This window comes from Spirosoma lituiforme, from assembly GCF_054776635.1.
The window spans coordinates 385,184-411,922 of record NZ_BAAHBO010000001.1; the positions used below are offsets into that span (position 1 = coordinate 385,184).

The window sequence follows — 26,739 nt, forward strand, 5'->3', positions numbered from 1 at the left end:
AAAAGCACTCATTCTGAGTACCATTAATACATGTATCCTTTCACTAAAAAAAACAGATTATGAACAAGATCATCGTGGCCGCTTCCGTTCTGGCCCTGTTAACAGTCGCCCAAAGTGGTTTTAGTCAAGCCACTCAGGAAGCCAAAGCCGAGAAAAAAGAGCAGAAAGCGGAAAAGAAAGTTGCCAAAGCACGTGAGCTTCGGTCGAACGCGGCCAGCGGCAAGGGGCTGGAGATTGCGGGGATTTCGGATCCTAAAACGCGTAACGCAAAAGCCGATCGTAAGCTGGAGCACGCTCGCAAGAAAGAACTGAAGAGTGAATCGAAGGAACTCAAAGCAACGGCTAAAGACATGAAGAAAAAGGCGGCTGGCGTTGATTAAGCCGGTGCTTCGTTGAGCCTGTCATCTATAGCGTTAACGGGCTCAAAAGCATAGCCAGTGGGTTGCACCTCGAAGCGGTTTTCCTGCGGAACGGCTCTATAGGTTGACTTATGCCTCAAAGCCAGGTACCGATAATATCGGTACCTGGCTTTGTAATCTTCCCCTAACGTGATCGGCTGACAAGGAGAGTCTTCCCGGTATTGAGGTCTTCCTAAAAAGCATACCAGCCAACGACCACGCGACAATTCCACGTCGGCACCCTATCTTAGTCAGCTAAAACCTGCTACATGAAACCAGACGAAAATTTATCCGGAAGAAGGGAATTTGTGGGTGTTATCTCAAAAGCCGTTGGCGCTTCATGGCTGATGCCAGCGTTGGGTCTCGGGCAGGAAACACTGGCCAGTCAGCCATCCTATACCGTTGGGCAAATTATGGAGATGATTCTCAAAACAATACCCGGTGCCCCATTTTCGAAAACCGTCGACACCCTCAAGTCGGGCAACGCAGCTCAGAAAGTAACCGGTATCGTTTCAACCATGTTTGCCACGGTCGATGTCATTAAAAAAGCCATCGCGTCGGGGGCGAACTTCATTATCGCTCACGAACCAACTTTCTACAACCACGCGGACGAAACGGACTGGCTTAACAACGATGACGTTTTTCAGTACAAACATGATTTGCTGACGAAGCACAACATTGCGCTCTGGCGTTTTCACGACTACATCCATGCACACCGGCCTGATGGTGTGCAGACCGGCGTATTGGCCGCATTGGGGTGGACGAACTACGCCAGCGCTGATAATGCCCATGTTCTCACTCTCCCCGCCACACCGCTTGGCCAACTTGTCACCCACGCAAAAAGCAAGCTGGACATCAAGATGGTGCGGGTCATTGGCGACCCGGCCCAATCCTGTCAACGTATTCTGCTCATGCCCGGCGCATCGGGCGGACGCAGCCAGATAGCCGCCATCGAGAAAGAGAAACCCGATGTTATTTTTTGTGGAGAAACCAGTGAATGGGAAACACCCGAGTATGTACGGGATGCTCGTCAGCAGGGCAAAAAGCTATCGCTGGTTATTCTGGGTCACATCATGAGCGAAGCCGCTGGCATGAACTGGGTTGTCTCCTGGCTGAAACCTCAGTTACCCGGCCTTAAAATAACCTACATTCCATCCGGTAACGCATTCACTTACCTGTAAAGCCCGTTGCTTCCTCCATCGCGTAAACAAGAAAGAGAGCTGGGCTAAACACTTAGCCAGCTCTCTTTCTTGTTTTACCATTACGGTGTTCTGTCCGTTTCGTTTAAAGCGGAATCTGCTCGAACACAACGGCGGGCTGAGCCGAGTCTTTAAACGCCTTGCGGGGGCGAATGTTGAGTGTCTGAAACAATTGCTGGTCAGCGTCCTCGTTCGGGTTTGGCGTAGTCAGTAGTTTATCGCCCGCGAAAATAGAGTTCGCTCCGGCCAGAAAACACAACGCCTGTTCTTCGGTATTCATCCGAACGCGTCCGGCAGACAGTCGTACCATGGCTTTCGGCATAATGATCCGCGCCGTGGCAATCATCCGAATCATTTCCCATACCGATACCCGCGGCTGATCTTCCAGCGGTGTTCCCTCTACGGGCACCAGCGCATTAACCGGCACAGATTCCGGGTGCTGCGGCAGGGTGGCCAGCGTATACAGCATGCCAATCCGGTCCTGCTCCGACTCACCCATCCCGATAATTCCACCGGAACAAACCGAAATACCCGCTTTGCGTGCATGGCCGAGCGTATCCAGCCGGTCGTCGTACGTGCGTGTGCTGATGATATCGCCGTAAAATTCCTCGCTTGTATCGAGGTTATGGTTATAAGCGTACAAACCGGCGTCTTTGAGTTTCTGTGCCTGGTTTTCAGTCAGCATACCCAGGGTACAGCAAACCTCCAGGCCCATGTCGTTAACGCCCTGCACCATGTCGAGAACTTTGTCGAAGTCGCTGTTGTCACGCACTTCGCGCCAGGCCGCACCCATGCAGAAACGCGTACTGCCCGTGTCTTTCGCGCGCTGGGCAGCGGTCAGGACCTCATCCACTTCCATGAGTTTGTGTACTTTCACGGCGGTATGGTAGCGGGCGGCCTGCGGACAATAGGCGCAATCTTCGGGACAGCCGCCCGTTTTGACCGACAGCAGTGTACAAACCTGCACTTCCTGCGGGTCATGGTGTTGGCGGTGAACAGTGGCGGCCCGGTACATCAGGTCCAGAACGGGCGAATTATAAATTTCGGCAATTTCAGCACGAGTCCAATCGGTACGCATGGGTATACGATTTTTATTGATACACCCCGGATAAACACGGGGCTGTTGGTAAAGACTTAACGCAAGGGCTATAAGTGGTCAAAAATCGTAAATCAAACGCCAGAAACCAACATCATTTCATACCAAACAGAAACCGGGTTAACTTAAACGGCCGTATCAGCAGCCAGTAAATAGCTACACAGACCAGCAGTGACGAAAAACTCACGACCAGAAACCCATCGTAAATACCTAACCCTGTTCTGGTTAAAACGTAATAGCCAATCAGCACAATTACGGTCTGGTGAAGAATATAGAATGGATAAACGGCTTCGTTCAGGTGCGGTAAAATTGGTTTACTGACGTTTAGGTAGCGATACCCATACGCAATAGTCGCCAGCACCGAAGCCACCATCAGGCATTGCCGATTCGTAAAGTACGTAAAGTCGAGCCAGAAAATCGTATCAAGTTCGTCGAACGTAAACCAGTAATTCATCCCGTACATGATGACCGTGAAGACAAGGGTTGCTACCAGGAAGATATGACGTTGCTCGGTAAGGATTGTCCAGAAATCCTGCCGACTCACCAGCAGATACCCAAACCAGAACAGCAACAGGTTTTCGGCAAAGTAGGCCCAGTCATTTATCAAGGCGTGGGTTTCGTCCGGAAAATAGGGCCGGAGCGCATACTGGCTGGCCAGAATACTGACAATCATGACTCCTAAGGCCCCACCCGGCAACGCAATCAGGCGGCCAAAAGCAGTGGTGAATCGTTGTCCACCAGCGGATTTTAACCAGCCAAATACAGGAATACTTAGTAACGAGAAAAGGAATAAATAAGTAATAAACCAGAGATGGTGCCAGCTGAATGCCCCACCAGTACCCCCATCGTGATAGGGCTGGAAGTTGAATACCTCCGGGTAAAACGCGCTGTAACTCCCCGAAAACCGACCACGAAACAACCACTCAATGTAAATCTGAGGTGGCACAATGACGAGCATCCCGAATACCAGCGGCACGAAAAGGCGCCGGACACGTTCGCCGGCGTATTGCCCGAATGATCGTTTTCTTAAGGCGAAAAATGTCCCCGCGCCGGAAATGAAAAATAGCAGCGGCATCCGCCATTGGTGAAGCCACCGCATGACATGCTCCATTGCCCTACTGTATTCGGCGCTTTGAATATGCCAGCCCCACGACACGTAGATCATACCGGTGTGGTAAAATAACAGGGTGATAATGGCAATTACCCGAAGCCAGTCGAGATCATACCGGCGGGCATTGGCAATTACGGGCAGTTTTTCTTCTGCTTTGAAAAAATGGGATGTTGTTTGTTGGGCAGGTGCCATGAGCAGCGTTGCGGTTGTTTGATGACCCAAAAGTGGGCCTCAGTTACGCACAATGGCCTATTCGCCGGTATTCAAGAAGTTCATGCCGACCGGGACGAAGTCGGTAGCGATCCCGAACCGGCTACCAATTGCCGGTATTGAGCCGGGGTTTGGCTGGTTAGCCGCTTAAAAGCCGTATGGAAGGCAGACGGTGAATTGTACCCGACCCGCTCGGCAATCTCATCGATTTTCAGGTTAGCCGTTGCGGCTTCATTCAGCAATCGTTGCGCTTCGGCAATCCGATACGCAGCCAGCCAGTCGAAGAACGTTTGCCCCAGCCGGTCATTTAACAATTGCGACAAATGATGCGGACTGGTATCGAGTCGGGCCGCTAGTTTGGGCAGCGATAAATCACTGTCCAGGTATGGTTTTTCGGTTTCCAGCAAGCGGTTGAGTTTACCCAGAACCGCATCTTCCCGTTCTTCCGACAAGGCTGATTTCTCGTATTTCTTTTTGGGTTCGGCAGATGAATCTGGTTCGATAGTTTTTGGTTCGGCAGGCGGTTCTTCCCGAAAAAAATCGGACCGACTCATTACTAGAAAACTGTTCGTGTAAATCGTGATCGCGATGTATGTTGCCAGTAAATAATCGCCAGCGTCATTTACGAACTGTGGTTTGACCAAGACAATTAAAAATGGGACGAGGGCAAACAGCCAGCTTGGTAAACGAAGGGATTTTAACTTGATGGATGAGCGCAACGTCGCATCCTGACGACTTGCTTTCCAAATAGCTAATAATGCCAAAATAGCATAGATAAAACAGCTGATAAGCGTCATCTCATTAATAAAACCGCGCAGTTCCGTAAAATCTTCCTCCAAATAGAGATGCTGTTTTATATACGGCAATTCAGGATGCTGTGAATTTATGTAGGAGTTGTATTTGAAATTAATAGGTTGATACATCCAGGTTACCGAATTAATCAGCCAGATTCCAAATGGAACTAAATGCCAACCCCAACGATGAGGCAATCGTTGCCAAAGCCGACTAAAAACGAAAAAGTAGAACAGGGGCCCCAGTAAAAAATTGAACGGCTCAGAAAAATCCCCCATCCATAATAATCGAAATGTATAGTTAGTGTAGTTCAGAAATATTTCTCCGCTAATCGCGGATAACACCAGCATAAACAACCCATGACATCGATTGGATATGCTCTTTCCCCGCTCACCAGTCAGGAAAAAAATACCCAGAAACAGGCCCTGTGCAACGCCCAGAAAAATGATGAGTGCGAATAGATCAAGCTGAACGGGAAGCGTCTGCATTGGAGAAGCGTTAAGGAGTGCAAGGTAAAAAAAAGACCTACGCGATCGTTACATCACATAGGTCTTCACCGTGTAAACCAAATCAACTATCGAATATCCATCTCAAATGGCATACGCATCTGGGTGCCTTCCATCATTTTGAGTTTCTTCAGATACTTTACGTAAGGAGCCAGTTCGCCCAGTTGCGCCTGAATTTTGGCTTCCTCATCATTCCCGAACGACATCATTAGTTGTTCCAGAAATTCTTTTTTGCGAGGCTGGTAACGTAGTTGAAAATCATCTTCTTTCAGCTTAGCCGAACGGGCCGCCAGCTTGATCGCGTCGTCCAGCCCGCCAAGCTGGTCAACCAGCCCGATCGCTTTCCCCTGTGTGCCTGTCCAGACACGACCACCCGCAATGGCCCGCAGACTATCAACGGGTAGCTTACGGCCCGAAGCGGCTTTGCTCGTAAAGTCAGCATAGATCCGTTCGGTGGCCCGCTGCATGGTCTGCTTTTGAATGGGGGTCATTTCGTGCGTAGCCGTCGGAAAATCAGCATTGGTATTGGTTTTCACCCGGTCGTACGTAACCCCGAGTTTGTCTTTGAAAAAAGACTCGGTATTGAACAGCAACGAGAATACACCGATAGACCCCGTGATGGTATTGGGCTGGGCAACAATCTTGTCGCAGCCCATCAGCATGTAATAACCGCCAGAAGCCGCATAGTCGGACATGGAGCCGATAACGGGTTTTACTTTACGGGCCAGTTGCACTTCCCGGTACATCACATCCGACGCCAGCGCACTGCCACCGCCCGAGTTAACCCGCAGCACAATGGCTTTCACTTTATCATCCAGGCGCGCTTTGCGAATTTCCTCAACGATGGTTTCCGAACCGATGCTGTTGTCGCCACTCTTTCCCGACTGGATATCACCCGAAGCGATGATGACGGCAATCCGGTTTTTACTGGTCCCGTCGGTATCATCGCTGGTCTTTTCAGATTCTTCGTACCGGCTCAGCGAGACGTAATTGATTTTCTTTTTCTCCTCAACGCCCAGTTGCTTTTTGATCAGACTTTCCAGTTCGTCCTGGTAGCCAATGTTCGTAACGAGCTTCGTCCGAAGAGCGTCTTCGGGTTTCTGGATCGTCAGGTTGTTGGCATAGTTTTTCAGCGAGTCCACCCGAAGGTTACGACTTTGCGCTACCCGCACCAGCATGTGGTCGTTTACCGAGTTCAGGAACGAATTGACCTGCAAGCGGTTAGGGTCGCTCATATTTTCCCGGATAAACGGTTCAACGGCACTCTTAAAATCGCCCACCTTGAAGATCTCGGGCTTGACCCCCAGTTTGTCGAGCGTGCCTTTAAAGAAGGAAAGTTCGGCGTTCAGCCCGTTCCATTCCAGATCACCCGCCGGGTTGAGGTAAATTTTATCGGCCACCGACGCAATGTAATACCCTTTTTCAGTCATGGTTTCAGCGTAGGCATACACAAACTTCTTCGACTGCTTGAAGTCGATCAGCGCATTACGAACTTCTTCCAGAGAAGCCCAACCCGCCGACGGACTTTCGGTTTGCAGGTAGATTCCCTTGATGTTCGCGTCTTTTTTGGCTTCTGCCAGAGCGCGTTTCAACTCAACCAGGCCAATGGCATCGCCTGAGCTGCTGACGGGGCCGAATCCATTGAATGGATTGTTAACACTCCGCTCTTCGATGGGCTTGTCCAGATCTAATTTTAAAACGGTATTTTCTTTGACGGCGGGCTTGGTATCCGACGAGGACGACAACGCGGCCCCCAGCCCTATTAAGAGTATAAATCCGACAACCGAAAACAACAATAGACCAACAACTGTGGCCAGAACATATTTAAGGAACTGTAGCATGAAAAGAATTACCTTGTTTAACAGGCTGTATACAAATATAGCCCGGAAGAAAGTTTCCGGGCTATAAAAGTGTTAAGTGAACGAAAAGGACGGACGAAAGGCGTCATCCTTACATCAGCTTGTAATCGTTAACCGACGTCTGGATTACCTCCCAAGCCTCGTGTTGTCCGTAAATGTTAGCCAATTCCATCACAGCTGGCTCTTCAGGCAGGTTTTTGTAGGTCAGGAAATAGTGACGCAGGCGCTTAACGACCGCTTCGGGTAACTGACCCAGCTCGGTATACTGTCCGTACATGGCATCGCCCTTGAGTACAGCAATGATTTTATCATCAGCCTCGCCTTTGTCGATCAAGCGGAAGCCACCGATGGGGATAGCCTGCAGGATCAAGTCACCGTGCGTGATTTCGCGTTCGGTCAGTACGCAAATGTCGAGCGGATCACCATCGCCCATTTCAACCGTCTTGCCCGATTTTTCGCTGGCCAGCCGCGCAATCTGCTCACCACAATAGGTCTGGGGGATGAAACCGTACAGAGCTGGCAGTACGTTGGAGTACTGCTGGGGCCGGTCAATTTTAAGATAGCCGGTTGCTTTATCGATCTCATATTTAACCGTATCGGTTGGAACAATCTCGATGAAGCAAGTTACTTGCCGGGGAGCTTGATCGCCGATGGGGATGCCATGCCATGGATGGGCTTTAAAATTACTCTTCATTGGTTGTAATACTAAAAAATTAACAATCTATTGATACATGTGCGGGAGCTAACCGGCCACAGGCCGCTCGGTAAATCCTACTTTTTCGGCCACCAGCTGTTCCGCCGAACGGTTCAGGGTCTGACGAACAAGCATTTCACCCAAAAATCCCGCTAAAAACAGCTGAACTCCCAAAATAATGGCCACTAAGCCAAAGAAAAACAAGGGGTTATCCGTCACATTCCTGAACTTGACCCCCTGGGCAATATTGATAAGTTTCTCCACAATGAGCCAGATCGCCAGCACAGAGCCAACAAAAAAAGACAGCGTACCGAACGTGCCGAAAAAGTGCATGGGCCGCTTGCTGAACCGGTGCACAAAAGCAATCACAAGCACATCCAAGAAACCATTCACGAACCGCTCCAGTCCGAATTTGGTGGTCCCGTACTTACGGGCGCGGTGTTGCACAACTTTCTCCCCAATCCGGCTGAATCCGTCCCAATTGGCTACAATGGGCAGGTTTCGGTGCATATCGCCGTACAGCGAGGGGGCAATCGTTTTAACAACTTTCTGTTTATACGCCTTCAGACCGCAGTTGAAATCATGAAGCTGCACGCCCGAAATCCAGCGTGAAACCGAGTTGAATAGCTTCGTCGGCAGTGTTTTGGTAATGGGGTCATACCGCTTCTGCTTCCAGCCCGATACCAGGTCATACTTATCCTGCACAATCATGCGATACAGTTCCGGAATCTCATCGGGACTATCCTGCAAATCGGCGTCCATCGTAATGACAACCTGCCCGCGAACGGCCTGAAAACCCGTTTGCAGCGCGGCCGTTTTACCATAATTCCGGTTAAACCGAATACCCCGCACGTTGGAATTCCGGTTTGCCAGTTGTTCAACGACCGACCATGAATCGTCAGTACTGCCGTCGTCAACGAACAGGATTTCGTAGGAGAAATGATGTTCCGTCACAACCCGCACGATCCAGTCGTGCAACTCAGGCAGCGACTCATCTTCATTATAAAGCGGAATTAAAACGGTAAGTTGAAGCAATTCGGGCATATACTTTAAAACGCAGAATTGGACCGCCTGAACGGCCCTACCCTGGCGCGGGCACAGAGACTCCTACAAAGTTCGCAGAGTTTTCAGAATATTAGGTAAAATTCACGGAGTAATGTCCGAAATTCTGACGTATAGGTCTCGGCGAGTCGATTTCCCCGCAAATCAACCTGTTTACGGGGCTCGTATAGGGTCAGCGTTTCATCAATCGGACTGCCCGCCCCGAACGAAAAGCCCGTGATCACCCGAACAATTGGCTTTTGCGCATTGTGCCGAACCCTAAGTCGTTTGTAGGTATGCAGGCCAGCTTCCTTAGCTAGACCACTCAAGGTTTCGGCCTCGTAGGGTGGCAGCAAAACCCACCACTGTCCGTCGGGCTTCATTAGCCGCACCACGGCCTCAATCAATTCCGGAAAGGGCAACTCATCGGTATGCAGCGCTCGGTTAACCGCCGAGTCGGGCGAGCGCAGATGATTGGTGTAAAAAGGCGGATTAGTCAAAATCCGGTCATACGGTTTCGTGGCGACAAAGTCCTGAATGCGCCCATGCCATACCCGCACCCGCCCGGCAAACGGACTAGCCGCTACGTTTTCCCGAGCCTGCTCAACAGCGGCATCATCGACCTCAACGGCGTCGATCTGCGCAGTTTGATTTCGCTGGGCGGTCATCAGGGCCAGCAAGCCGGTCCCGGTGCCAATATCGAGAATTCGCTGCACAGACCCGCCTGCTTCGGCTGGTTCAGCCTCCGTTACATCGGCATAAGCACCTAATATACAGGCATCCGTACAAACCTTCATGGCCGTTCGATCTTGCCGGATAATGAATTGCTTGAAACTAAACATTTTACTGATTCAAATGGTCCGACTCTATTTACGGCCAAAATCAGCCGGATTTTCGCCCCAAACGGTTGTTTCCCATTTCAGAACGGGGTTCGCGAATCGGTGTGTCTGAAGCCAGGTTTCGGCCCGGTCGAGGAGTTCGAACAGCTCGGCATTGCGGGCAGTTTCTTCGAGTTTGGTGTTCGCTTTCTTCTTCTTTACCCAGCCAATGGCCGTTCGCGAGTCGGAATAGACCGGGATGTTGCTGTTTTTCTGATGCAGTAAGGCCAGCGCGTGAACAATGGCCAGAAACTCACCGATGTTGTTGGTACCATCCCGATAAGGGCCTTTTAGAAAAAGCTTCTGTTTGGTAGCCAGGTAAATGCCCTGGTATTCCATATCGCCGGAAGCGGTGTTCCAGGCCGCATCGACCACCAGACTATCCTGGATCGGTAAACCGACCAGTTCGGTTAATTTTCCCTGTTTCCCGGCTGGCTTGGTCGCCTGACCGATGTGCGCATGCGGCTTATCTTTAAAAGCCTGAATAGCGGCCGGTTTGCTGTCGAAAGCCTTGAACAACGGCTTGGCAAATCCATCGGTCTGGGCTTTGGCCTCGTCCCAGCTGTCATAAACGCCGGGCTTTCTACCGTGCCAGACAACGTAAAATTTGGGCTTTTTCTGCGCCATATTGAAAACATCCTTTCTGCAAAAGTAAGGCCGCATTCAGGTTTGTACTATGCACAGAGCGGTATTATCTACCCGTCATCAAAAAAGTCCTGCCAGTTAGGGCAGGACTTTCTTCACTCGACGTATTTTTAAACTACTCTCTGTTGTTTACGCCAGCCCAAATTGCATACAGCAGTACACCCCCCAACAAGCCGAAACCGATAGCCCGGGCTACGTGGAACGATGTGGGTGTTGGCATATCGACAATTCCATTCTCATCCGTGACAGCCGGTTGTTTTACGTATCGTCCTTCCGATGGAATGGACCGGGATTCAAACTCGTGGGCCAGTTTGTTTAAACCCAGTTGCAGATCAAGACCTCGCACGGAAATACCGTGGCCCGTTCCGGCCGCTGACGGATTCAGGTTATTCAAGGCCAGAACCGATTTTTTGGCGGCTTGCCAGTCGCAGGTAAAATAAGCCGGTGGCCCATGAAATTCTTCGCGTTGGGTGGCTACGGCCGTGATGGCATTCTGGTTTGTGGTCACAAAAGCATCACCCGCCAGAAGTGTGCGATCTTTATCGCGAAACAGAGATATGTGTCCGGGGGCATGGCCAGGCGTGTGGATAGCCCGCCAGTCGGGAAGTTCCGGAATTTTCCCATCGTCGGCAAGGGGTTGTATACGATCACCGAAATCCGATGGTCCAATGGGAAATACCCATGACATATACGACATCCCTCCTCCGCCAATGGCCGGATCAGGTGGCGGGTAACTTGATTTTCCCTGCAAATAGGGCAACTCAAGTTTGTGCGCGTAGACCGGTACATCCCAATCCTTCAGCAATGTGTCCAGCGAACCCGTATGGTCGGCATGACCATGCGTGAGTACAATGGCATCGGGTTTGGTACCAGGCCCAAACAATTGTTCGGCCCGCTTCTTTATCTGGCTGGCGTAGCCCATAAAACCGGCATCGACCAGTGTCCAATGGTTACCGGGGCCGGGGGTTCCGATAAAGAACACATTGACGAACAACGTCTTGATCCCCGCCACATCGGCGGTAACGTCGTAGGGAGTTTTTGTATCGGTTTCCGTTAACGATTCACGGTCAATCTGCGCTTCCATGGCGTTGAGTTTAGTTGACCAAACAACCCACAGAAATAGTAGATTGTTTGGCAATTTGCCCAAACGTCCAGGATACTAACTACGCTCCTCCCACACCTGCGCGACATTGACAATGACAGCAACGGCCTTTTGCATATCCTGCACCGATACCCACTCCTGCCGGGAGTGAAAGGCATGTTCACCCGCAAAAATATTCGGACAAGGCAGCCCCATAAACGATAACCGGGAACCATCGGTACCACCCCGAATGCTGCGTCGCCTGGCCGACAGACCGGACCGACGAATGGCTTCGAGGGCGTTTTCGACTACTTCCGGGTGCTGATCGAGTATGGTCTTCATGTTGCGGTACTGCTCCTTTACCACAACTTGCGCCGATGAGCCGGGGTATCGCGTCAGCACCTCATTCAGCTGATTTTGCAAGTAGGTTTCTTTTTCCTGCAAGCCCGCTTCGGTGAAGTCGCGAATAATGAATTCTAATACAGCTTTGTCCTGATTACCCTCCATGCGGGTCGGGTGAATAAAGCCTTCCTTCGCTTCGGTCGTTTCGGGAGAGAGTGCATCTATGGGCAGTGTTGCCAGTAAAACGGCCGCAATTTTCAGGGCATTTTCCAGTTTCCCTTTGGCAAAACCAGGGTGCGTGCTCACGCCCTGAATGGCAATATGGACAGCGTCGGCCGAGAAGGTTTCGTCTTCGAGGGTACCCAGTGCCTCGCCATCAATCGTATACCCGAAATCGGCTCCCAGCTTCTGCATATTAACCTTTTCGGTGCCGCGTCCTACTTCTTCATCGGGCGTAAAAAGTAATCGGATTCGGCCGTGTTTTACGTCGGGATGAGTCAGCAGATACTGGGCAGCATCCATAATTTCGGCTACCCCGGCCTTATTATCAGCGCCGAGCAACGTCGTGCCACTGGCGGTAATGATATCATTACCGATCTGATGACGAAGATCAGGATGGTCGGCCAGCCGAATTTGCTGAGTTGGATCATCCGGCAAACGAATGTCCGTGCCGTTCCAGCGTTCGTGAATGATCGGCTTTACACCAGCCCCCGTTACATCCGGCGAGGTATCGACGTGTGAACAGAAGCAGATTGTCGGCACATTCGGCTTGTCGGTATTGGCCGGAATGGTTGCGTACACGTATCCCCATTCGTCTATTTCGGCATCCGTAATACCCATGTCCAGCAACTCCTGCACCAGCACCCGACTCAGGTCTTTTTGTTTTTCAGTACTTGGATTCGTCGTCGATTGCGGGTCCGACTGGGTGTCGATCTGCACATAGCGCAGGAAACGGTCAACGGCCGTATATTGGTAGTTTTCCATTACGTTTTGGAATCAGTCTCGGTGTTCAGGCAGGCTATTCACTACGTATATCACTGTTCATCAACGGCCTTCATTACAAGGTAGGCACCAAAATTCCCTCTAGATCAGCCGGTGAGTAGTTAACGCTTTTCAAGGTCTTGTGGTCGGCGTCGCGATAAACCAGAAATTTTCCGTCTGATTCTATAAAATGGCAGGGAACACCTTTGGCCTGATACTGTGCCACGGTGGCTTCGGCTTCGGCCACCGTCAGGCAGGCTTTGCTCATGTTGGAGCGCTGCACTTCGTTGAACAGCTCATTGAATTTGTCGCCCAGACCAAACTCTAGCACCGCCCCCGACAGTACGTACTGCAGGTCGCAGAGCGCATCGGCTACGGCCACAATATCGCCCTCCGCAATGGCCTCGCGCAGTTCGTCCAGTTCTTCGGCCAGCAGCGAAACCCGAAGCTGACTACGGGCTTCTGACGGAATCTGGGGTGTATCTAAAATAGGGGCATGAAAGGTACGGTGAAATTCCGCCACCTGGTTGAGCGAGTCCGGTTGTTGCATGATAAGCAGGGTAACGAAAAAGCCCTGTACGATGAAGGCGTTGACTTACCTTCACCGTACAGGGTCTATCACTGTTTTTTAATCTTCTTCTTCCTCGTCACTACTGAACGAATACAGGGTTGTATCCAGCGACAGGGTATTTGCATTGAATTTTGTAATGAAGTCTTCAATAACCTCGTCGGTCACTTCGTCAACGTTTAAGCAAACATCCAGCGCAATACCATAATCCGATTCCAGGTCGACCTCAACGTGTTCCTGTACCTTAACCGTTTCGGTTTCTTCAATTTCCTCGATGATTTCGGTCAGGGCCGTTTCGGCTTCTTCTTCGAGTTCAGGCGCGATTTTGTAATTAGCTTGCCGTTCTTCGGGTGGTACGTAGGTTGGAAACGTCTTCTGAACTTCTTCTACGGCCATTTCATACACTAAGCTGCTATGATGCAGCCGGAGTGTGTACACCAGCGTATCGAAGATAACTTCCTGTCCCTGGTACTTTCCCGGAAACTGAATATGCCGGCATTCGCCTTCTTCCAGTACGTCCAGATCATCGTCTTCTACGTAGATAAACGATTTGCCTTCCTGGCTGCACTCGTCTTTCAGTGCGCTGATCTCTTCCGGGTCGTACCCGTCATTTTTGTAATTTGCCATGGGGCAAAGCTAGTATTTCTTCCTCAGAAACCATATCTGTGGAAAAACAGTCCGGTTATTTCTGAGCCTGTACTTCTTCATTGAGGAATTTATCCAAACCGCAACACATTACGCTCCAACTGCGTAAGTCAGATAACAGCGCATGGCTGCATTGACGAAAAACGCGTCTATGAAACACCTCTTCCTTCTTGTTTTTCTGACCAGCTTTTCGCTCACGGGGCGGGCGCAGGCAGTCATCCTTGATACCAGTTACTACGCTCCACCGCCCGTCGTTCGGCAACGGGTGCTAACGGAAGACCCGGACCATAATCCGAACCACCAGTCGGGTGGTAACTGGCATGTTACCCGAAAACGCGAACTGCTCGAAACGCTTAACGAAGTGCAAACCTGGTATGTGAGCGCCGAAGCCGGTTTTCGAAGCGATGCCAGTGTATTGAGTAATTCGTTCGACAGGCTGGTCAGCAATCCATCACCTACGAAAGCGTCCTGGAGTGTCCTGCTGGGCTACACTTACCATAATGCCTGGACGGTAGAGGCTGGTTATGCCCACGCGCCTATTCACCTGACCATCAGCATTGCCAACGGCAGCAGTCCACTCGTTTTCAATTACCTGAACAGCGGTAACGCCATTCCGCTGCGCCTGAAACGACGTATTGGATCAGGGAAACGAGCCGCCAGCGGCACTGGTTTCTGGATTACCGGCGGGGCCTGGCTGATGCCAAACGGTAGCGGACAGGTAGGTGACTTTAAATTGATTGGCTACAATCGTTACAACCGAAACCGGGTCGATACGATCCGATTGACAAACTCGACGACTATACTCAAACGTATTACGGGTATTGCCGAACTGGGGCTTGACTATACAATCCGGCTGGCATCGCGTTTTGACATGGGGGTTTATGCCCGTAAATACTGGGGGTTGGGCAATGCTCTCCAGTCTGATCTGGTCTATACGATCAATAACGGGTCGAACGCCCAGTCGACCATTACCGCCGATGGTTCGGGATGGGGTGTCGGCGTTTCTCTACGCTATCTGTATGGGCGACAGTATGACATTAAAAATGCGGGGAGGTGATGTCAGTTTCTTAAAACTGACATCACGAACATAACCTTCTACCTCACGTTAATTTTCTAACTCATTTTTCTCTGTAGAGGATCGGGCCAGTGCTCCTTACTTCACAAATAGCAATTCCCGGTATTTTACCAGTGGCCAGTCTTCATCGTCCACGACTTCTTCGAGTTTATCGACCTCGTAGCGGATGATGTCGAAATGATTTTTTACTTCCGTCGAATAAAGTCTGGCCCGATCGACGGTGTCGGTTACGTTGTTGGCTTTCTTGCGCGCTTCCACCATCGACTCAACACTTTTCTTGATGGTGATGACCCGGCTGGATATCTCCCGAAGAATATCCTTAATGGGTTCCGCTTCGGCGTTCATACTTAAGTCGACTAAATTCCGAGCGGTTTCGGCGAGTTTATTCTGGTATTTCAACGCCGTCGAAACGACGTGGTTCATGGCCAGATCGCCCATCACGCGCGACTCGATCTGCACATTCTTGATGTACTTTTCCAGTTCAATCTCGTAGCGGGACTCCACTTCGGCGTGGTTCATAACACCCGTTCGCTCGAACAACGCCAGCGATTCGGGCTTGACAAACACCCCCAGAGCCTCAGGCGATGATTTGATATTCGATAAACCGCGACGGGCCGCTTCCTCAACCCACTCCTCGGAATAGCCATTGCCTTCGAACAGAATCCGCTTTGTATTGGCGTAGTATTCTTTCAGAATATCAACGATCGCCAGTTCTTTCTTTTCTCCCCTGGCCAGACGCGCATCCAGGTCACCTTTAAAGATGTTTAGCTGATCAGCCACGATGGCATTCAGCACCGTCATGGTTGAGGCCGAGTTAGCCGCACTACCCACCGCCCGAAACTCAAACTTGTTGCCGGTAAACGCAAACGGCGATGTCCGGTTGCGGTCGGTATTATCGCGCATTAAACTCGGAATCCGGTTCAGGCCTAATTTGTAATAGACATTGTCGCCTTTGTTGACAGTCACCTCCGACTTGGTTTCCAGATCATTGAGTGCTTGCGTCAGCGACTCACCCAGAAAGACCGAGACGATGGCAGGCGGGGCTTCATTCGCGCCAAGCCGGTGCTCATTACCCGCCGAGGCAATGGTTGCCCGGAGCAGATCGGCGTTGTCATGTACAGCCTTGACGACGTTGACCAGAAACGTCAGAAACCGCAAACTCTCTTTGGGTTTTGTACTGGGTGCCAGCAAATTAACCCCCGTGTTCGTCCCCATCGACCAGTTGTTGTGCTTACCGCTGCCGTTAACCCCGGCAAATGGTTTCTCATGAAAAAGCACTTTCAGGTTATGCTTCTCCGATATTTTTTCCATCAGATCCATCAGCAGCGCATTGTGATCCACCGCCAGGTTCACCTCTTCAAACGTAGGCGCCACCTCAAACTGACCCGGTGCCACTTCGTTATGGCGGGTCCGAACGGGCATTCCCAGTTTCATCGACTCAAACTCGAAGTCCACCATAAACGCGTTGATGCGGGGTGGAATGGAGCCAAAATAGTGATCATCCAGCTGTTGACCCCGCGCAGGTGAGTGCCCAAAAACGGTACGGCCGGCCAACACCAGATCCGGACGGGCGTAGAATAGCGCCCGGTCCACCACAAAATACTCCTGCTCCGGTCCCAGGGTTGGCGTTACTTTCGTAATGTTCCGATCGAAATACTGGCACACAGCGGTGGCCGCTTTGTCGAGTGCATTCAGCGCCTTCAGCAACGGTGTTTTGTAATCCAGTGCCTCTCCGGTGTACGAGATGAATACCGATGGAATGCAGAGCGTTTTGCCGCCCGCTCCATTATCCATTAGGAAAGCCGGCGAAGAGGGGTCCCAGCCGGTATAGCCACGCGCTTCGAAGGTGTTGCGCAACCCCCCGTTCGGGAACGATGAGGCATCGGGCTCCTGCTGAACCAGCGCGCTGCCTTTGAATTTTTCAACCGCTTTGCCTTCCATCGTAATGTCGAAGAAAGCATCGTGCTTTTCGGCGGTTTCGCCCGTTAATGGCTGAAACCAGTGTGTATAATGAGTAGCTCCTTTCGAGGTTGCCCATGACTTCATGGCACCCGCCACTTCGTCGGCAATGGTTCGATCAATCTGGCCGTTGGTATTGATGGCCTCCGTTACTTTCAGATACGCTTCCGGCGACAGAAGCGTCCGCATCACTTCACTATTGAAGGTATTACTCCCGAAAAAATCACCGACGCGCTCAGTCGGCGCTGCGACAGGCAATGCCTGACGGCTTTGGGCAATTTCAAGCGCTTTAAAACGAAAATTTGACATTGACCAGTTAATGGTTTAGGTTGAAATTTTAACCAAACATACATGCCTTCGGCCCAGATTACAACGGACAACACAAAAAAGCCCGACTACTGACGCAGTCGGGCTTTTCGCTTCTATAATCTTATACAACCTAGGCTGTTTCCAGCACGTCGGATGCCGATTTAACAGTTTTGATGATCACGGCAGCTACTTTATACGGATCGGCAGCCGAGTTCGGACGACGATCTTCGAGCCAGCCTTTCCAGCCCCGCTCTACTGTAGCGATGGGGATACGGATCGAAGCACCCCGGTCAGAAATACCGTACGAGAACTGATCGATCGACTGGGTTTCGTGTTTACCCGTCAGGCGCAGTTCGTTATCGGCACCATACACAGCGATGTGTTCTTTGATCACATCGGCTGGTGAGAACGACTGACAGATTTTATCATAAACATCTTTGCTTCCCGATGTACGCAGCGCGGTGTTCGAGAAGTTAGCGTGCATACCCGAACCATTCCAGTCGGTAGCACCCAGCGGTTTGCAATGCCAGTTGATCGACACATCGTATGATTCACCGATACGCTCCAGCAGATAGCGTGCAATCCAGATCTGGTCACCCGCGTCTTTGGCACCTTTAGCAAAAATCTGGAATTCCCACTGACCCGTTGCTACTTCGGCATTGATGCCTTCTACGTTCAAACCTGCATCCAGGCAAACGTCCAGGTGTTCTTCAACGATGTTACGGCCAAAGGCGTTCTGAGCACCTACTGAGCAGTAATAAGGACCTTGTGGGCGGGTTGGGAAACCTTCTTCGGGGAAGCCAAGTGGTTTGTCGATTGTCGTGTCCCACAGGAAATACTCCTGCTCGAAGCCAAACCAGAAATCGTTATCGTCGTCTTCAATCGTGGCGCGGCCGTTCGTTACGTGTGGGGTTCCGTCAGCGTTGAGAACTTCACACATAACTAGGTAGCCGTTTTTACGCTGTGGATCAGGGCAGATGTAAACTGGTTTCAGCAAACAGTCTGATGAACCGCCTTCAGCCTGTCCGGTTGAGGAGCCGTCGAACGACCACAGGGGGCAATCTTCGAGTTCACCCGAAAAATCAGCTTCAATTTTTGTTTTAGACCGTAAGCTTTGGGTGGGCTTATAACCATCGAGCCAAATGTATTCTAACTTCGCCTTTGCCATGATGTACAAGTGGATTAATTGAATAGGGGTTTTGTCACAATACTTTCAGCAAATATAGTATGGCTTTACAATAAAAAATAAATGCTTTCCCGGTCTTTAACCGTATTTCTTATTGATTTTGTAAAAATATTATAATTTAAATTCGTTTGGTACAGTAAATAGCCACATTTACCCACATTTTTTATCCGTTTATAATATGAACTGACCTACCAAAAAAATACCCTTTATTCCTGATTACTGCTCAGGAACAAAGGGAATACGGCAAAGAAATGCGATTATTCCGGATAATGCTTCGTTAACCAACGATCGTACCAGACTAGGGTGTGGGGTTTATAAGTCGGCGATGAGGTTGGTCTTAAACAGCTTGATGGCAATGGCTAACAGAATAATGCCAAATATCTTACGCAGCACTTCCAGCCCACCGACGCCCAGCTTCTTCTCCAGCCAGCCCGATGACTTCAGTACCACGTAAATCAGCATCAGATTAAGAATGATGCCGATTACAATATTTAACGTCTGGTACTCGGCCCGAAGAGAAATTATGGTCGTTAGGGTACCGGCCCCGGCAATCAGCGGAAAAGCAATCGGGACAATGTGCGACGCCCCGCCGGTGGATACCTCCGATTTGAAAATGGTTCGGCCCAAAATCATCTCCAGGCCAATCAGAAAAATGATCAGGGCACCCGCCACCGCGAACGAGGCTACGTCGACACCAAATAATTTCAGAATCCGCTCCCCAACGAACAAAAACGAGATCATCAGAACGCCCGAAGCAAACGTAGCCCGCTCTGATTCGATTTTACCCGCTTTCTTACGAAGGTCGATGATAACGGGGAGCGATCCGACAACGTCAATTACGGAGAAAAGAATGAGCGTAACGGAAACTGTTTCTTTGAAACTAAACATGGCAGTACGGCAAACAGGCTCCGGCTATTTGATTTGGTAAGCAAGTCAATGAACAGCCCGGGCCTGTCCATGCCATTAGTACGACCGAAGAAACGCCCGTAAGGTTCCAATTTCGTCATCCGAGATGGCGGGAAAGTTAGCGATCCGGAAGGTTGTATCCTTCCAGTCGCCGTAGCCATTACCCAGAATGATACCGGCCTGATAGGCAGCCTGTTTAATGTCTTTTATGATCTTTTCAGAACCTGCTACGGTGATGACCGTTTCGGACCGGATGGCCGGATCGTGAATCAGGAGATTGACCCCTGGCCTGGCGGACAAACCAGTTGCCAGGCCAGCGTTTGATTCGGCAAAAAAAGAGTACCAGTCACGCGCCCGTTTTTTCGTTTGCTTATCGACCTCGGTAATGGGCGGTACTTGCTGTAACACCCGCATGAGCAGGTAGATACCCAGGCCGTTCGGAGTATAAGGGGTCTGAAACTTCGCGAAATTTTCGTGAATGAACAGCAGACTATTGTAGTGCGCGTTCTCGCCAATTTGCCCGGCCCGTTTGAGGGCGGCCGGGGAATAGATAAGTACGGCCAGCCCCGCTGGTAGCCCAAAGCATTTCTGCACCGACGCAAACCAGACATCGGCCAGTGACCAGTCGAGCTGGATGCCCGCCATCGACGATACGGCATCGACGGCAATCAGCGCCGAGAAATCCTGCCGGAACTGGGCGAGCGTTTCCATGCTGACCTGCGTGCCATTGGACGTTTCATTTTGAACGATGCACAACACGTCGGCGTCGCTCAGGCTACCGGGGGACTTTATTCGATACGCGTATTCGGCCCATTTCTTCCCAAATGCTCCACTGTATGGATGCAGACTGGACGTTTCCGTAAGCGACTGGGCTACGATCTCCCAGCATTCCGTTGCGGATGATACCAGCGCAATGTGATAGTCAGCCGGAACAGCCAGTTTTTCGTGAAGCAGCCGAACCGTTTCACTGACAATATCCATGAATCCGGCGCTCCGGTGGTTCAGGCTGACGATGCCCTGCTGTATAGCTTCGGCAGCATAGTCAGCTACCTGCGGGTATACTTTCGACGGACCGGGGTAGAAGGTGATCATGTATGATGTATGATGTATGATGTATGATGTATGATGTATGATGTATGATGTATGATGTATGATCTGCAAAAAATATATCTTATATCACACTTCATACATCTTTTATATCATACGTCATCAAATACCTCACTGCCAGTTCATAGCCCATCAACCCCAAACCAACAACGACACCTTTGCATTTGGCTGACAGGTAACTGTGGTGCCGGAATGACTCGCGGGCGTGTACATTGGATATATGAACCTCCACCGCCGGGGCCGTAACCGCCGATAAGGCGTCGGCAATAGCAATAGACGTGTGCGTGTACGCACCGGCATTAATAACAATGCCGTCTACCTCAAAGCCAAGCTCATGAATTTTATCGATCAGTTCGCCCTCGTGATTCGACTGAAAATAGCGAAGTTGCACCTCGGGAAACATCGCTTCGATGGTTTTCAGGTAATCGACGAACGAGCGGCTGCCATATATCGTTGGTTCGCGCTTGCCCAGCAAGTTCAGATTGGGCCCGTTAATAATTAAGATTGATTTCATTCGTGATTTGGGGTTTGTGCGGTTCCCCGCCGGGGTTTATGGTTTGTGAGCAGTCGTTTGTGGACAGTGGACTCGTCAGGCTCCTTCTCGTCAGTCAGCCACAGGCCACAAACGGGGAATCCCGGCGGGGAATCGCACAAACCACAAACCGTAAACCGTAAACCAACTGTGTGGCAAAGTTATATAAACGCCTTTAAGAACTACCTCAAACTGGAACGGTCGCTGGCCGAAAATTCGGTGGAGGCTTACCTGCACGACGCCGAGAAGCTGTACGAGTACATTTTACTGACCGACCCGACCCGAACAATCATGCAGGTTACGGAAAAAGAACTGGTTAATTTTCTGATGTACCTGGGTGAGCTGGGCTTGTCGGCGCACAGCCAGGCCCGGATGCTGTCGGGAATAAAGTCGTTCTTCAAGTACCTGATACTCGAAAATCTGATCCAGCATGACCCAACCCAGTTGCTGGAAGCCCCGAAGCTGGGCCGCAAGTTACCCGATACGCTCAGCTTTCCCGAAATCGAAACAATGCTGGCGGTCATTGACTTGTCGACGCCCGGCGGTACGCGTGATCGCGCCATGCTCGAAGTTTTGTACAGTTCAGGCCTGCGGGTGTCTGAATTGCTCAACCTGCGCCTGACAAGCTGCTATTTCCAGGAGGGTTTTGTGCGGGTGCTGGGCAAGGGCGACAAGGTTCGGCTGGTTCCCATTGGCCAGGATGCAATTCATTACACGCTTATGTATGTCGAGCATGTCCGTCGAAAACTGGATGTTCAGAAAGGCGATGAAGACACTATTTTTCTAAATCTTCGGGGTAAGCAATTATCCAGAATTTCGGTGTTCACAACCATTAAAAAACTGGCAGCCGAGGCAGGCATCAACAAAACAATTAGTCCGCACACCTTTCGGCACTCGTTTGCAACGCACCTGATTGAGGGGGGGGCTGACCTGCGGGCGGTGCAGCAAATGCTGGGCCACGAATCCATTACAACCACCGAAATTTATACGCACCTGGATCGGGACTACTTGCAACAGACGCTGCGGGAGTATCATCCGCGCAGCCGGAGCCGCCAAAAAAAAGTCCCCGCCATCGAAGCCAATGGCGGGGAGCCCCCAATCTAACTAACCCAAAACTTAATAAAAATCCACTCTCCTTGCCTGTAGCCGACGAAGCCTCTGCACTACCTGTTTCACGCACAAACTGCGGATGCTGATATTCGACCAGTCGATTGAACAAAATCAGGCCACCGTGCATTTGGGTGATCTATTGTCTGCGTTGATCTTATTCAGAGGCACGCCGAATTCAACTATTTTCACGCCATCTTCCTGAAACGTACGGGTACGACCCGCTGTATTCAGATTGATACCGACATCATTACCAAACTCTCCGTGACGGATGCCAGGACCAATGCCCAACAGGCTCATTACTAGACAACGGTGTTAAAGAATTTACAAAAACATAAACAAACGTCGTGCCAAATTAAGTTAACCATTTTGCTTTTTTTTAAATATGCCTGACCTCCTTCCGACATTGATCGCTCAGAAAGATAAGTTTACGCTTCCCGAAGGGATTCACTACCTGAATTGCGCTACTCGCTCCCCTTTGAGCAAGGCCGTTGAACAGGCAGGTCTTGACGCCATTCGGCGCGATACCAATCCGTTCAGCCTTCGTCCCGACGATTTTTTTAGTGGTGCCACGCGCGTTCGGTCGTTGTTTTCCCAGCTCATCCATAATCCTGATCCTGATCGGATTGCCGTTGTTCCGTCGGTTTCGTACGGAATGGCCGTGGTAGCCCGTAACCTGCCCACGAAGCCGGGCATCCGGGCGGGCCAGCGAATTGTGCTGATTGGCAGCGAATTTCCTAGCGATGTCTATGCCTGGGACCGGGTCTGCGCTGAACTGGGGCTCGTCATTACGACCGTACCCATGCCAGCTGAATTTCCGAAAGGCCCCCTCTGGAATGAGCAGTTGCTCAATGCCATCGACTCGGATACGGCGCTGGTAGTGGCACCACCCGTTCATTGGATGTACGGCACCCGGTTCGATCTGGAAGCTATTGGGCAGCGGGCCCGGGAAGCCGGTGCCTGGCTGGCCGTTGACGGTACGCAGGCAATTGGCGCGCTCCCGTTCGACCTGACAGCGGTGCAGCCCGATGCCGTTATTTGTGCGGGGTATAAATGGTTAATGGGGCCTTACTCGCTTGGCCTGGCTTATTACGGACCGGCTTTCGACGAAGGCTCGCCTTTAGAGGAAGGCTGGATGAACCGGCTCGATAGCAATCAGTTTCACCGCCTGATGGATTACCAGCCCGTTTACCGCCCCAAAGCGTATCGGTACAACGTCGGCGAACACTCGCATTTTCTGCAAATGCCGATGTTGGAAGCCGCCTTGGCCCAGCTTACAGTCTGGCAACCGGACCAAATTCAGGCTTATACCGAGGCCCTTATGCACGATGCCTGGCCTGCACTGGAAGAACTTGGCTGTCGGGTCGAACCCGTAAACGGAAGTCGGGGACGAGCCCATCATCTGGTAGGACTATGGCTACCCGACCACGCCGACCCCATGGCGATTCAGCAGGCCTTGCTGGCCGAAAAAGTGTCGGTATCCGCCCGGGCGCAGGCATTACGCATCGCCCCCCACCTGTACAATACCCCCGACGATGCCGCAGCACTGGTTCGGGTATTAACGAAGGTCCTCATGTAGAGCCGCAACCCTTTGCGGCTCAGCACCCGGATGGTTTTAGTCTCGGCTCACTCACTAGATGGCTTGAACTACTATAAACTGTTGCTGACGTATATGAGCCGCAAAGGGTTACGGCTCTACATTTGTTCGTAAAATTCCAGGGGCAGGTCGTCGGGGTCGGCAAAGAAGGTGAACCGACGGCCAGTATGTTCATCAACCCGGACGGGTTCTGCTGGCACGCCGTTTTCGGTCAGGTGCGCGATGGCCGCATCCAGGTCGGGGACGGCAAAGGCCAGATGACGCAGCCCCAGCGCTTCGGGGCGGGATGGCCGTTTGGGTGGGTCAGGGAACGAGAACAGCTCAATGATGTAGAGCCCGTTCAGCGCCAGATCCAGCTTATACGAGTTCCGTTCGGCCCGGTAATACTCGCCCAGAATAGAAAGACCCAGGATTTCGGTGTAAAACCGTTTTGAGGTTTCGTAATCCGAACAGATGAGCGCAATGTGGTGAACAGCAGATAGCTTGAGCATACAGTTTCAGGGGGTTAGGAGCGTATCCAGCGCCATTGTGTCAGCCGCAGCGCCATCTTTCGACATCGGCAGCGCCCGTTCAACCTCCCGGCGTTTGTTCCAGGGAGCGGTTGTCCGGCGGCCCATGTCGATGGCGATCAGAATCACGAGGGACGTAAAAAGAATAAAGACAATGATAAAGATTCGACGGTTTCGGTTCATAAACGGGCTATTGGTTTCACCGGCAATGCTGGTTTGTTAATGACATCATTACTCGGCAGGAAGTTGCTTGGGACCAACCTCAAACGTCATATGCCCCGTACGACCCGACAGTTCGGCCCAGTTCACATCGTCAAAGACAATGGCCACAACGGCTCCTTTGCTCATCGACCCGATAGACTGGTGGGTCAGGTATTCGGCCAGGTACGATACGTCTGGATTGTGCCCCACAATCATGGCCGATTGAACCGACGCGGGTAAGGCATTGAGGGCAGCCAGATACGCTTTCGGTCCACCATCGAACAAGGCGTTATCCAGCTGAATCTGCGCCGGATCATATCCGATTTGTTCGGCCATGACCATAGCGGTGTCTTTTGCCCGGGGGGCCGTGCTGCTGATAACCACATCGGGCCGAATGGCCTTCCCCTTAAGGTAACGGCCCATCCGGGCAGCGGCAATAGTACCGTCAGCCGTTAGCTGGCGGTCGTGGTCAGCCATAAACGTAGCCCGGTCTTCGGCTTTGGCATGACGAACGATGTAGAGTGTAATGGGCATGTCTGAAAAAGAATTAGACGCAAAATTAAGCGGGTAATTGGCACGTACCGTATTAAATCGATGGTAAAACGTTGCGCCGGGCCAAATGTGTTTTGTTGATTTATGGACGTTTCGAACGACAATCCGTACTTTTACGCCCACAACCACTATACTGGTCGCCGTTTTCGTATGAGTTATTTACCTATTCAGCAATTATTAAAAACTGCCCCCATTGGAACCAATGTGACCGTAAAGGGGTGGGTCCGCACCAAACGCGAGAGCAAAAACGCCGTTTTCATTGCCCTTAACGATGGGTCGACCATCCATACCATTCAGGCAGTATCAGAAGCCGGACAACTCCCCGAAGAGACATTAAAACTCATTACCACCGGGTCCTGCCTGGCCGTTACGGGTCAGTTAGTGGCCTCGCAGGGGGCCGGGCAGGCCGTTGAAGTAAAAATTTCAGACGTCACCATTTACGGCACGGCCGATCCGGAAAAATACCCGCTGCAACCCAAACGGCACTCGCTGGAGTTTCTGCGCGAGATCGCTCACCTGCGTCCCCGCACCAATACCTTCAGCGCCATTCTGCGCATCCGGCACGCCCTGGCGTTTGCCGTTCATAAATATTTTAACGACAACGGATTTTATTACCTCAACACGCCCATCATCACGGCGTCGGATGCGGAAGGCGCGGGCGAAATGTTTCGCGTAACGACCCTCGATGCAACCAAGCCCCCCCTCATCGAAGACGGTAAGGTGGATTACAGTCAGGATTTCTTCGGCCGCGAAACTAACCTCACGGTATCGGGTCAGTTGGAAGGCGAGCTGGGGGCCATGGCGCTGGGCAAAATTTATACGTTCGGACCAACGTTCCGGGCCGAGAACTCCAACACGACCCGCCACCTCGCTGAATTCTGGATGATTGAGCCCGAAATGGCCTTCTACGAACTGGAGGATAACATGAATCTGGCCGAAGACTTCCTGAAAACGATCATCCGGTATGCGCTGCAACACTGCGCCGACGATCTGGCCTTTCTGGATAATCGCCTGAAAGAGGAAGAAAAGACCAAAAAGAAAGAAGAACAGAGCGAACTGGGCCTGTTGGAAAAACTCCAGCTTGTCATCAGCAATGACTTTGTTCGGCTCACCTATACCGAAGCCATCGATATCCTTGTCAATTCGAAACCCGCCAAAAAGGGGCAGTTCCAGTACGAAGTTGGCTGGGGCGTCGATTTGCAGTCGGAACACGAGCGGTATCTGGTTGAGAAGCATTTCAAGAAGCCGGTCATCTTAACCAACTACCCCCGCGAAATCAAGGCGTTCTACATGAAGCAGGATGCCGAACCGGCTGTTGGCGCACGGGGCGACGTATTTGGCCCAACCGTTCGCGCGATGGACGTTCTGTTTCCAGGCATTGGCGAAATCATTGGTGGTTCTCAGCGGGAAGACGACTTTGATAAACTGGTAGCCCGGATGCACGAGGTAGGCATCGAACCCGAAGCCCTGTGGTGGTACCTGGATACGCGTCGGTTTGGTTCAGCCCCCCACGCCGGGTTTGGCCTCGGCTTCGAGCGGCTGGTGCTGTTCGTAACGGGCATGGGCAACATCCGCGACGTCATTCCGTTCCCCCGCGCCCCAAAAACAGCCGAATTTTAACATTGTAGAGCCCGGTCCGCCGGGCTCTACTTC

27 protein-coding genes are annotated in these 26,739 nt (G+C 51.4%); 6 read left to right on the forward strand and 21 right to left on the reverse strand.

Annotation, left to right across the window (positions count from 1 at the left end; translation table 11 throughout):
* Window positions 1-59 precede the first annotated feature (59 nt).
* Both ACYU87_RS01590 and ACYU87_RS01595 read left to right on the forward strand, forming a co-directional pair.
* Window positions 60-380 carry a hypothetical protein gene (locus ACYU87_RS01590; protein WP_461132267.1) on the forward strand — a complete coding sequence of 107 codons (321 nt, stop codon included), beginning with the start codon at window positions 60-62 and terminating at the stop codon, window positions 378-380.
* A gap of 287 nt (window positions 381-667) precedes the next feature.
* Window positions 668-1,579 (forward strand): Nif3-like dinuclear metal center hexameric protein, encoded by a 912-nt coding sequence (locus ACYU87_RS01595; protein ID WP_461132268.1) that lies wholly within the window; start codon window positions 668-670, stop codon window positions 1,577-1,579.
* A 103-nt stretch (window positions 1,580-1,682) separates the two neighbouring features.
* Here the strand turns inward: ACYU87_RS01595 and bioB are convergent, their stop codons facing one another.
* The 12 genes from bioB to ACYU87_RS01655 all read right to left on the reverse strand — a co-directional run bounded on the left by bioB (window position 1,683) and on the right by ACYU87_RS01655 (window position 14,028).
* Window positions 1,683-2,675, reverse strand: a complete 993-nt coding sequence (bioB, locus tag ACYU87_RS01600) for a biotin synthase BioB (RefSeq protein WP_461132269.1) — start codon at window positions 2,673-2,675, stop codon at window positions 1,683-1,685.
* A gap of 112 nt (window positions 2,676-2,787) precedes the next feature.
* The gene (locus tag ACYU87_RS01605) at window positions 2,788-3,996 is read right to left on the reverse strand and encodes an acyltransferase (protein WP_461132270.1); all 1,209 of its coding nucleotides are present in this window, start codon (window positions 3,994-3,996) and stop codon (window positions 2,788-2,790) included.
* 80 nt (window positions 3,997-4,076) lie between these two features.
* On the reverse strand, window positions 4,077-5,294 hold the full coding sequence (locus tag ACYU87_RS01610) for a helix-turn-helix domain-containing protein (protein ID WP_461132271.1): 1,218 nt from the start codon (window positions 5,292-5,294) through the stop codon (window positions 4,077-4,079).
* An 86-nt stretch (window positions 5,295-5,380) separates the two neighbouring features.
* A complete protein-coding gene (sppA, locus tag ACYU87_RS01615; RefSeq protein ID WP_461132272.1) occupies window positions 5,381-7,153 on the reverse strand; it encodes a signal peptide peptidase SppA in 1,773 nt (590 codons plus the stop codon).
* Between the two features lie 109 nt (window positions 7,154-7,262).
* Window positions 7,263-7,865, reverse strand: a complete 603-nt coding sequence (locus ACYU87_RS01620; RefSeq protein ID WP_461132273.1) for an inorganic pyrophosphatase — start codon at window positions 7,863-7,865, stop codon at window positions 7,263-7,265.
* Between the two features lie 48 nt (window positions 7,866-7,913).
* Complete coding sequence (locus ACYU87_RS01625) at window positions 7,914-8,909, reverse strand: glycosyltransferase family 2 protein (RefSeq protein WP_461132274.1); 996 nt, start codon at window positions 8,907-8,909, stop codon at window positions 7,914-7,916.
* Window positions 8,910-8,992: 83 nt separating this feature from the next.
* A complete protein-coding gene (locus ACYU87_RS01630) occupies window positions 8,993-9,748 on the reverse strand; it encodes a tRNA1(Val) (adenine(37)-N6)-methyltransferase (protein ID WP_461132275.1) in 756 nt (251 codons plus the stop codon).
* A 24-nt stretch (window positions 9,749-9,772) separates the two neighbouring features.
* Window positions 9,773-10,411 carry a ribonuclease H1 domain-containing protein gene (locus tag ACYU87_RS01635; protein ID WP_461133614.1) on the reverse strand — a complete coding sequence of 213 codons (639 nt, stop codon included), beginning with the start codon at window positions 10,409-10,411 and terminating at the stop codon, window positions 9,773-9,775.
* Between the two features lie 133 nt (window positions 10,412-10,544).
* The gene (locus ACYU87_RS01640) at window positions 10,545-11,513 is read right to left on the reverse strand and encodes an MBL fold metallo-hydrolase (RefSeq protein WP_461132276.1); all 969 of its coding nucleotides are present in this window, start codon (window positions 11,511-11,513) and stop codon (window positions 10,545-10,547) included.
* Between the two features lie 75 nt (window positions 11,514-11,588).
* On the reverse strand, window positions 11,589-12,836 hold the full coding sequence (gene pepT, locus ACYU87_RS01645; RefSeq protein WP_461132277.1) for a peptidase T: 1,248 nt from the start codon (window positions 12,834-12,836) through the stop codon (window positions 11,589-11,591).
* 73 nt (window positions 12,837-12,909) lie between these two features.
* Window positions 12,910-13,383 (reverse strand): pyrophosphohydrolase domain-containing protein, encoded by a 474-nt coding sequence (locus tag ACYU87_RS01650; protein ID WP_461132278.1) that lies wholly within the window; start codon window positions 13,381-13,383, stop codon window positions 12,910-12,912.
* 78 nt (window positions 13,384-13,461) lie between these two features.
* Window positions 13,462-14,028, reverse strand: a complete 567-nt coding sequence (locus ACYU87_RS01655; RefSeq protein WP_461132279.1) for a hypothetical protein — start codon at window positions 14,026-14,028, stop codon at window positions 13,462-13,464.
* 169 nt (window positions 14,029-14,197) lie between these two features.
* On the opposite strand from ACYU87_RS01655, the gene ACYU87_RS01660 reads away from it, so the two are divergent.
* Window positions 14,198-15,103 (forward strand): hypothetical protein, encoded by a 906-nt coding sequence (locus tag ACYU87_RS01660; RefSeq protein WP_461132280.1) that lies wholly within the window; start codon window positions 14,198-14,200, stop codon window positions 15,101-15,103.
* 96 nt (window positions 15,104-15,199) lie between these two features.
* On the opposite strand, the gene ACYU87_RS01665 is transcribed toward ACYU87_RS01660, so the two are convergent.
* From ACYU87_RS01665 to aroQ, 5 genes are all read right to left on the reverse strand, one after another.
* Complete coding sequence (locus ACYU87_RS01665; RefSeq protein WP_461132281.1) at window positions 15,200-17,389, reverse strand: glutamine synthetase III family protein; 2,190 nt, start codon at window positions 17,387-17,389, stop codon at window positions 15,200-15,202.
* 130 nt (window positions 17,390-17,519) lie between these two features.
* Window positions 17,520-18,557, reverse strand: a complete 1,038-nt coding sequence (locus ACYU87_RS01670) for a glutamine synthetase beta-grasp domain-containing protein (protein ID WP_461132282.1) — start codon at window positions 18,555-18,557, stop codon at window positions 17,520-17,522.
* Window positions 18,558-18,887: 330 nt separating this feature from the next.
* Complete coding sequence (locus ACYU87_RS01675) at window positions 18,888-19,463, reverse strand: MarC family protein (RefSeq protein WP_461132283.1); 576 nt, start codon at window positions 19,461-19,463, stop codon at window positions 18,888-18,890.
* Window positions 19,464-19,538: 75 nt separating this feature from the next.
* Complete coding sequence (locus ACYU87_RS01680) at window positions 19,539-20,573, reverse strand: aminotransferase class V-fold PLP-dependent enzyme (protein WP_461132284.1); 1,035 nt, start codon at window positions 20,571-20,573, stop codon at window positions 19,539-19,541.
* Between the two features lie 91 nt (window positions 20,574-20,664).
* Window positions 20,665-21,102, reverse strand: coding sequence for a type II 3-dehydroquinate dehydratase (gene aroQ / locus ACYU87_RS01685; protein WP_461132285.1), 438 nt, complete (start codon window positions 21,100-21,102; stop codon window positions 20,665-20,667).
* Between the two features lie 168 nt (window positions 21,103-21,270).
* Between aroQ and xerD the strand changes: the two genes are divergently transcribed.
* Window positions 21,271-22,224 carry a site-specific tyrosine recombinase XerD gene (gene xerD / locus ACYU87_RS01690; RefSeq protein WP_461132286.1) on the forward strand — a complete coding sequence of 318 codons (954 nt, stop codon included), beginning with the start codon at window positions 21,271-21,273 and terminating at the stop codon, window positions 22,222-22,224.
* Window positions 22,225-22,341: 117 nt separating this feature from the next.
* Here the strand turns inward: xerD and ACYU87_RS01695 are convergent, their stop codons facing one another.
* On the reverse strand, window positions 22,342-22,527 hold the full coding sequence (locus ACYU87_RS01695; RefSeq protein WP_461132287.1) for a hypothetical protein: 186 nt from the start codon (window positions 22,525-22,527) through the stop codon (window positions 22,342-22,344).
* Window positions 22,528-22,612: 85 nt separating this feature from the next.
* Between ACYU87_RS01695 and ACYU87_RS01700 the strand changes: the two genes are divergently transcribed.
* On the forward strand, window positions 22,613-23,806 hold the full coding sequence (locus tag ACYU87_RS01700) for an aminotransferase class V-fold PLP-dependent enzyme (protein WP_461132288.1): 1,194 nt from the start codon (window positions 22,613-22,615) through the stop codon (window positions 23,804-23,806).
* A 116-nt stretch (window positions 23,807-23,922) separates the two neighbouring features.
* On the opposite strand, the gene gloA2 is transcribed toward ACYU87_RS01700, so the two are convergent.
* From gloA2 to ACYU87_RS01715, 3 genes are read right to left on the reverse strand one after another with little or no spacing between them, the layout of a single operon-like run.
* Window positions 23,923-24,315: an SMU1112c/YaeR family gloxylase I-like metalloprotein gene (gloA2, locus tag ACYU87_RS01705; RefSeq protein WP_461132289.1), complete on the reverse strand. Its 393-nt coding sequence runs from the start codon at window positions 24,313-24,315 to the stop codon at window positions 23,923-23,925.
* Window positions 24,316-24,321: 6 nt separating this feature from the next.
* Entirely contained in the window at window positions 24,322-24,516 is a 195-nt protein-coding gene (locus tag ACYU87_RS01710; RefSeq protein ID WP_461132290.1) for a hypothetical protein, read from the reverse strand.
* A 48-nt stretch (window positions 24,517-24,564) separates the two neighbouring features.
* Complete coding sequence (locus ACYU87_RS01715) at window positions 24,565-25,068, reverse strand: SixA phosphatase family protein (RefSeq protein WP_461132291.1); 504 nt, start codon at window positions 25,066-25,068, stop codon at window positions 24,565-24,567.
* Window positions 25,069-25,236: 168 nt separating this feature from the next.
* Between ACYU87_RS01715 and asnS the strand changes: the two genes are divergently transcribed.
* Window positions 25,237-26,706 carry an asparagine--tRNA ligase gene (asnS, locus tag ACYU87_RS01720; protein ID WP_461132292.1) on the forward strand — a complete coding sequence of 490 codons (1,470 nt, stop codon included), beginning with the start codon at window positions 25,237-25,239 and terminating at the stop codon, window positions 26,704-26,706.
* The last annotated feature ends 33 nt before the right edge of the window (window positions 26,707-26,739 follow it).

Excerpts from the sequence above, each read along its gene's own strand:
- ACYU87_RS01665 (WP_461132281.1), bottom strand. The coding sequence starts at position 17,389 with ATGTCAAATTTTCGTTTTAAAGCGCTTGAAATTGCCCAAAGCCGTCAG.
- ACYU87_RS01610 (WP_461132271.1), bottom strand. The coding sequence starts at position 5,294 with ATGCAGACGCTTCCCGTTCAGCTTGATCTATTCGCACTCATCATTTTT.
- ACYU87_RS01660 (WP_461132280.1), top strand. The coding sequence starts at position 14,198 with ATGAAACACCTCTTCCTTCTTGTTTTTCTGACCAGCTTTTCGCTCACG.
- ACYU87_RS01670 (WP_461132282.1), bottom strand. The coding sequence starts at position 18,557 with ATGGCAAAGGCGAAGTTAGAATACATTTGGCTCGATGGTTATAAGCCC.
- sppA (WP_461132272.1), bottom strand. The coding sequence starts at position 7,153 with ATGCTACAGTTCCTTAAATATGTTCTGGCCACAGTTGTTGGTCTATTG.
- ACYU87_RS01650 (WP_461132278.1), bottom strand. The coding sequence starts at position 13,383 with ATGCAACAACCGGACTCGCTCAACCAGGTGGCGGAATTTCACCGTACC.
- ACYU87_RS01700 (WP_461132288.1), top strand. The coding sequence starts at position 22,613 with ATGCCTGACCTCCTTCCGACATTGATCGCTCAGAAAGATAAGTTTACG.
- ACYU87_RS01625 (WP_461132274.1), bottom strand. The coding sequence starts at position 8,909 with ATGCCCGAATTGCTTCAACTTACCGTTTTAATTCCGCTTTATAATGAA.
- ACYU87_RS01595 (WP_461132268.1), top strand. The coding sequence starts at position 668 with ATGAAACCAGACGAAAATTTATCCGGAAGAAGGGAATTTGTGGGTGTT.
- ACYU87_RS01710 (WP_461132290.1), bottom strand. The coding sequence starts at position 24,516 with ATGAACCGAAACCGTCGAATCTTTATCATTGTCTTTATTCTTTTTACG.
- gloA2 (WP_461132289.1), bottom strand. The coding sequence starts at position 24,315 with ATGCTCAAGCTATCTGCTGTTCACCACATTGCGCTCATCTGTTCGGAT.
- aroQ (WP_461132285.1), bottom strand. The coding sequence starts at position 21,102 with ATGAAATCAATCTTAATTATTAACGGGCCCAATCTGAACTTGCTGGGC.
- ACYU87_RS01695 (WP_461132287.1), bottom strand. The coding sequence starts at position 22,527 with ATGAGCCTGTTGGGCATTGGTCCTGGCATCCGTCACGGAGAGTTTGGT.
- ACYU87_RS01590 (WP_461132267.1), top strand. The coding sequence starts at position 60 with ATGAACAAGATCATCGTGGCCGCTTCCGTTCTGGCCCTGTTAACAGTC.
- ACYU87_RS01630 (WP_461132275.1), bottom strand. The coding sequence starts at position 9,748 with ATGTTTAGTTTCAAGCAATTCATTATCCGGCAAGATCGAACGGCCATG.
- ACYU87_RS01680 (WP_461132284.1), bottom strand. The coding sequence starts at position 20,573 with ATGATCACCTTCTACCCCGGTCCGTCGAAAGTATACCCGCAGGTAGCT.
- bioB (WP_461132269.1), bottom strand. The coding sequence starts at position 2,675 with ATGCGTACCGATTGGACTCGTGCTGAAATTGCCGAAATTTATAATTCG.
- ACYU87_RS01675 (WP_461132283.1), bottom strand. The coding sequence starts at position 19,463 with ATGTTTAGTTTCAAAGAAACAGTTTCCGTTACGCTCATTCTTTTCTCC.
- ACYU87_RS01640 (WP_461132276.1), bottom strand. The coding sequence starts at position 11,513 with ATGGAAGCGCAGATTGACCGTGAATCGTTAACGGAAACCGATACAAAA.
- ACYU87_RS01635 (WP_461133614.1), bottom strand. The coding sequence starts at position 10,411 with ATGGCGCAGAAAAAGCCCAAATTTTACGTTGTCTGGCACGGTAGAAAG.
- ACYU87_RS01715 (WP_461132291.1), bottom strand. The coding sequence starts at position 25,068 with ATGCCCATTACACTCTACATCGTTCGTCATGCCAAAGCCGAAGACCGG.
- ACYU87_RS01655 (WP_461132279.1), bottom strand. The coding sequence starts at position 14,028 with ATGGCAAATTACAAAAATGACGGGTACGACCCGGAAGAGATCAGCGCA.
- pepT (WP_461132277.1), bottom strand. The coding sequence starts at position 12,836 with ATGGAAAACTACCAATATACGGCCGTTGACCGTTTCCTGCGCTATGTG.
- ACYU87_RS01605 (WP_461132270.1), bottom strand. The coding sequence starts at position 3,996 with ATGGCACCTGCCCAACAAACAACATCCCATTTTTTCAAAGCAGAAGAA.
- asnS (WP_461132292.1), top strand. The coding sequence starts at position 25,237 with ATGAGTTATTTACCTATTCAGCAATTATTAAAAACTGCCCCCATTGGA.
- ACYU87_RS01620 (WP_461132273.1), bottom strand. The coding sequence starts at position 7,865 with ATGAAGAGTAATTTTAAAGCCCATCCATGGCATGGCATCCCCATCGGC.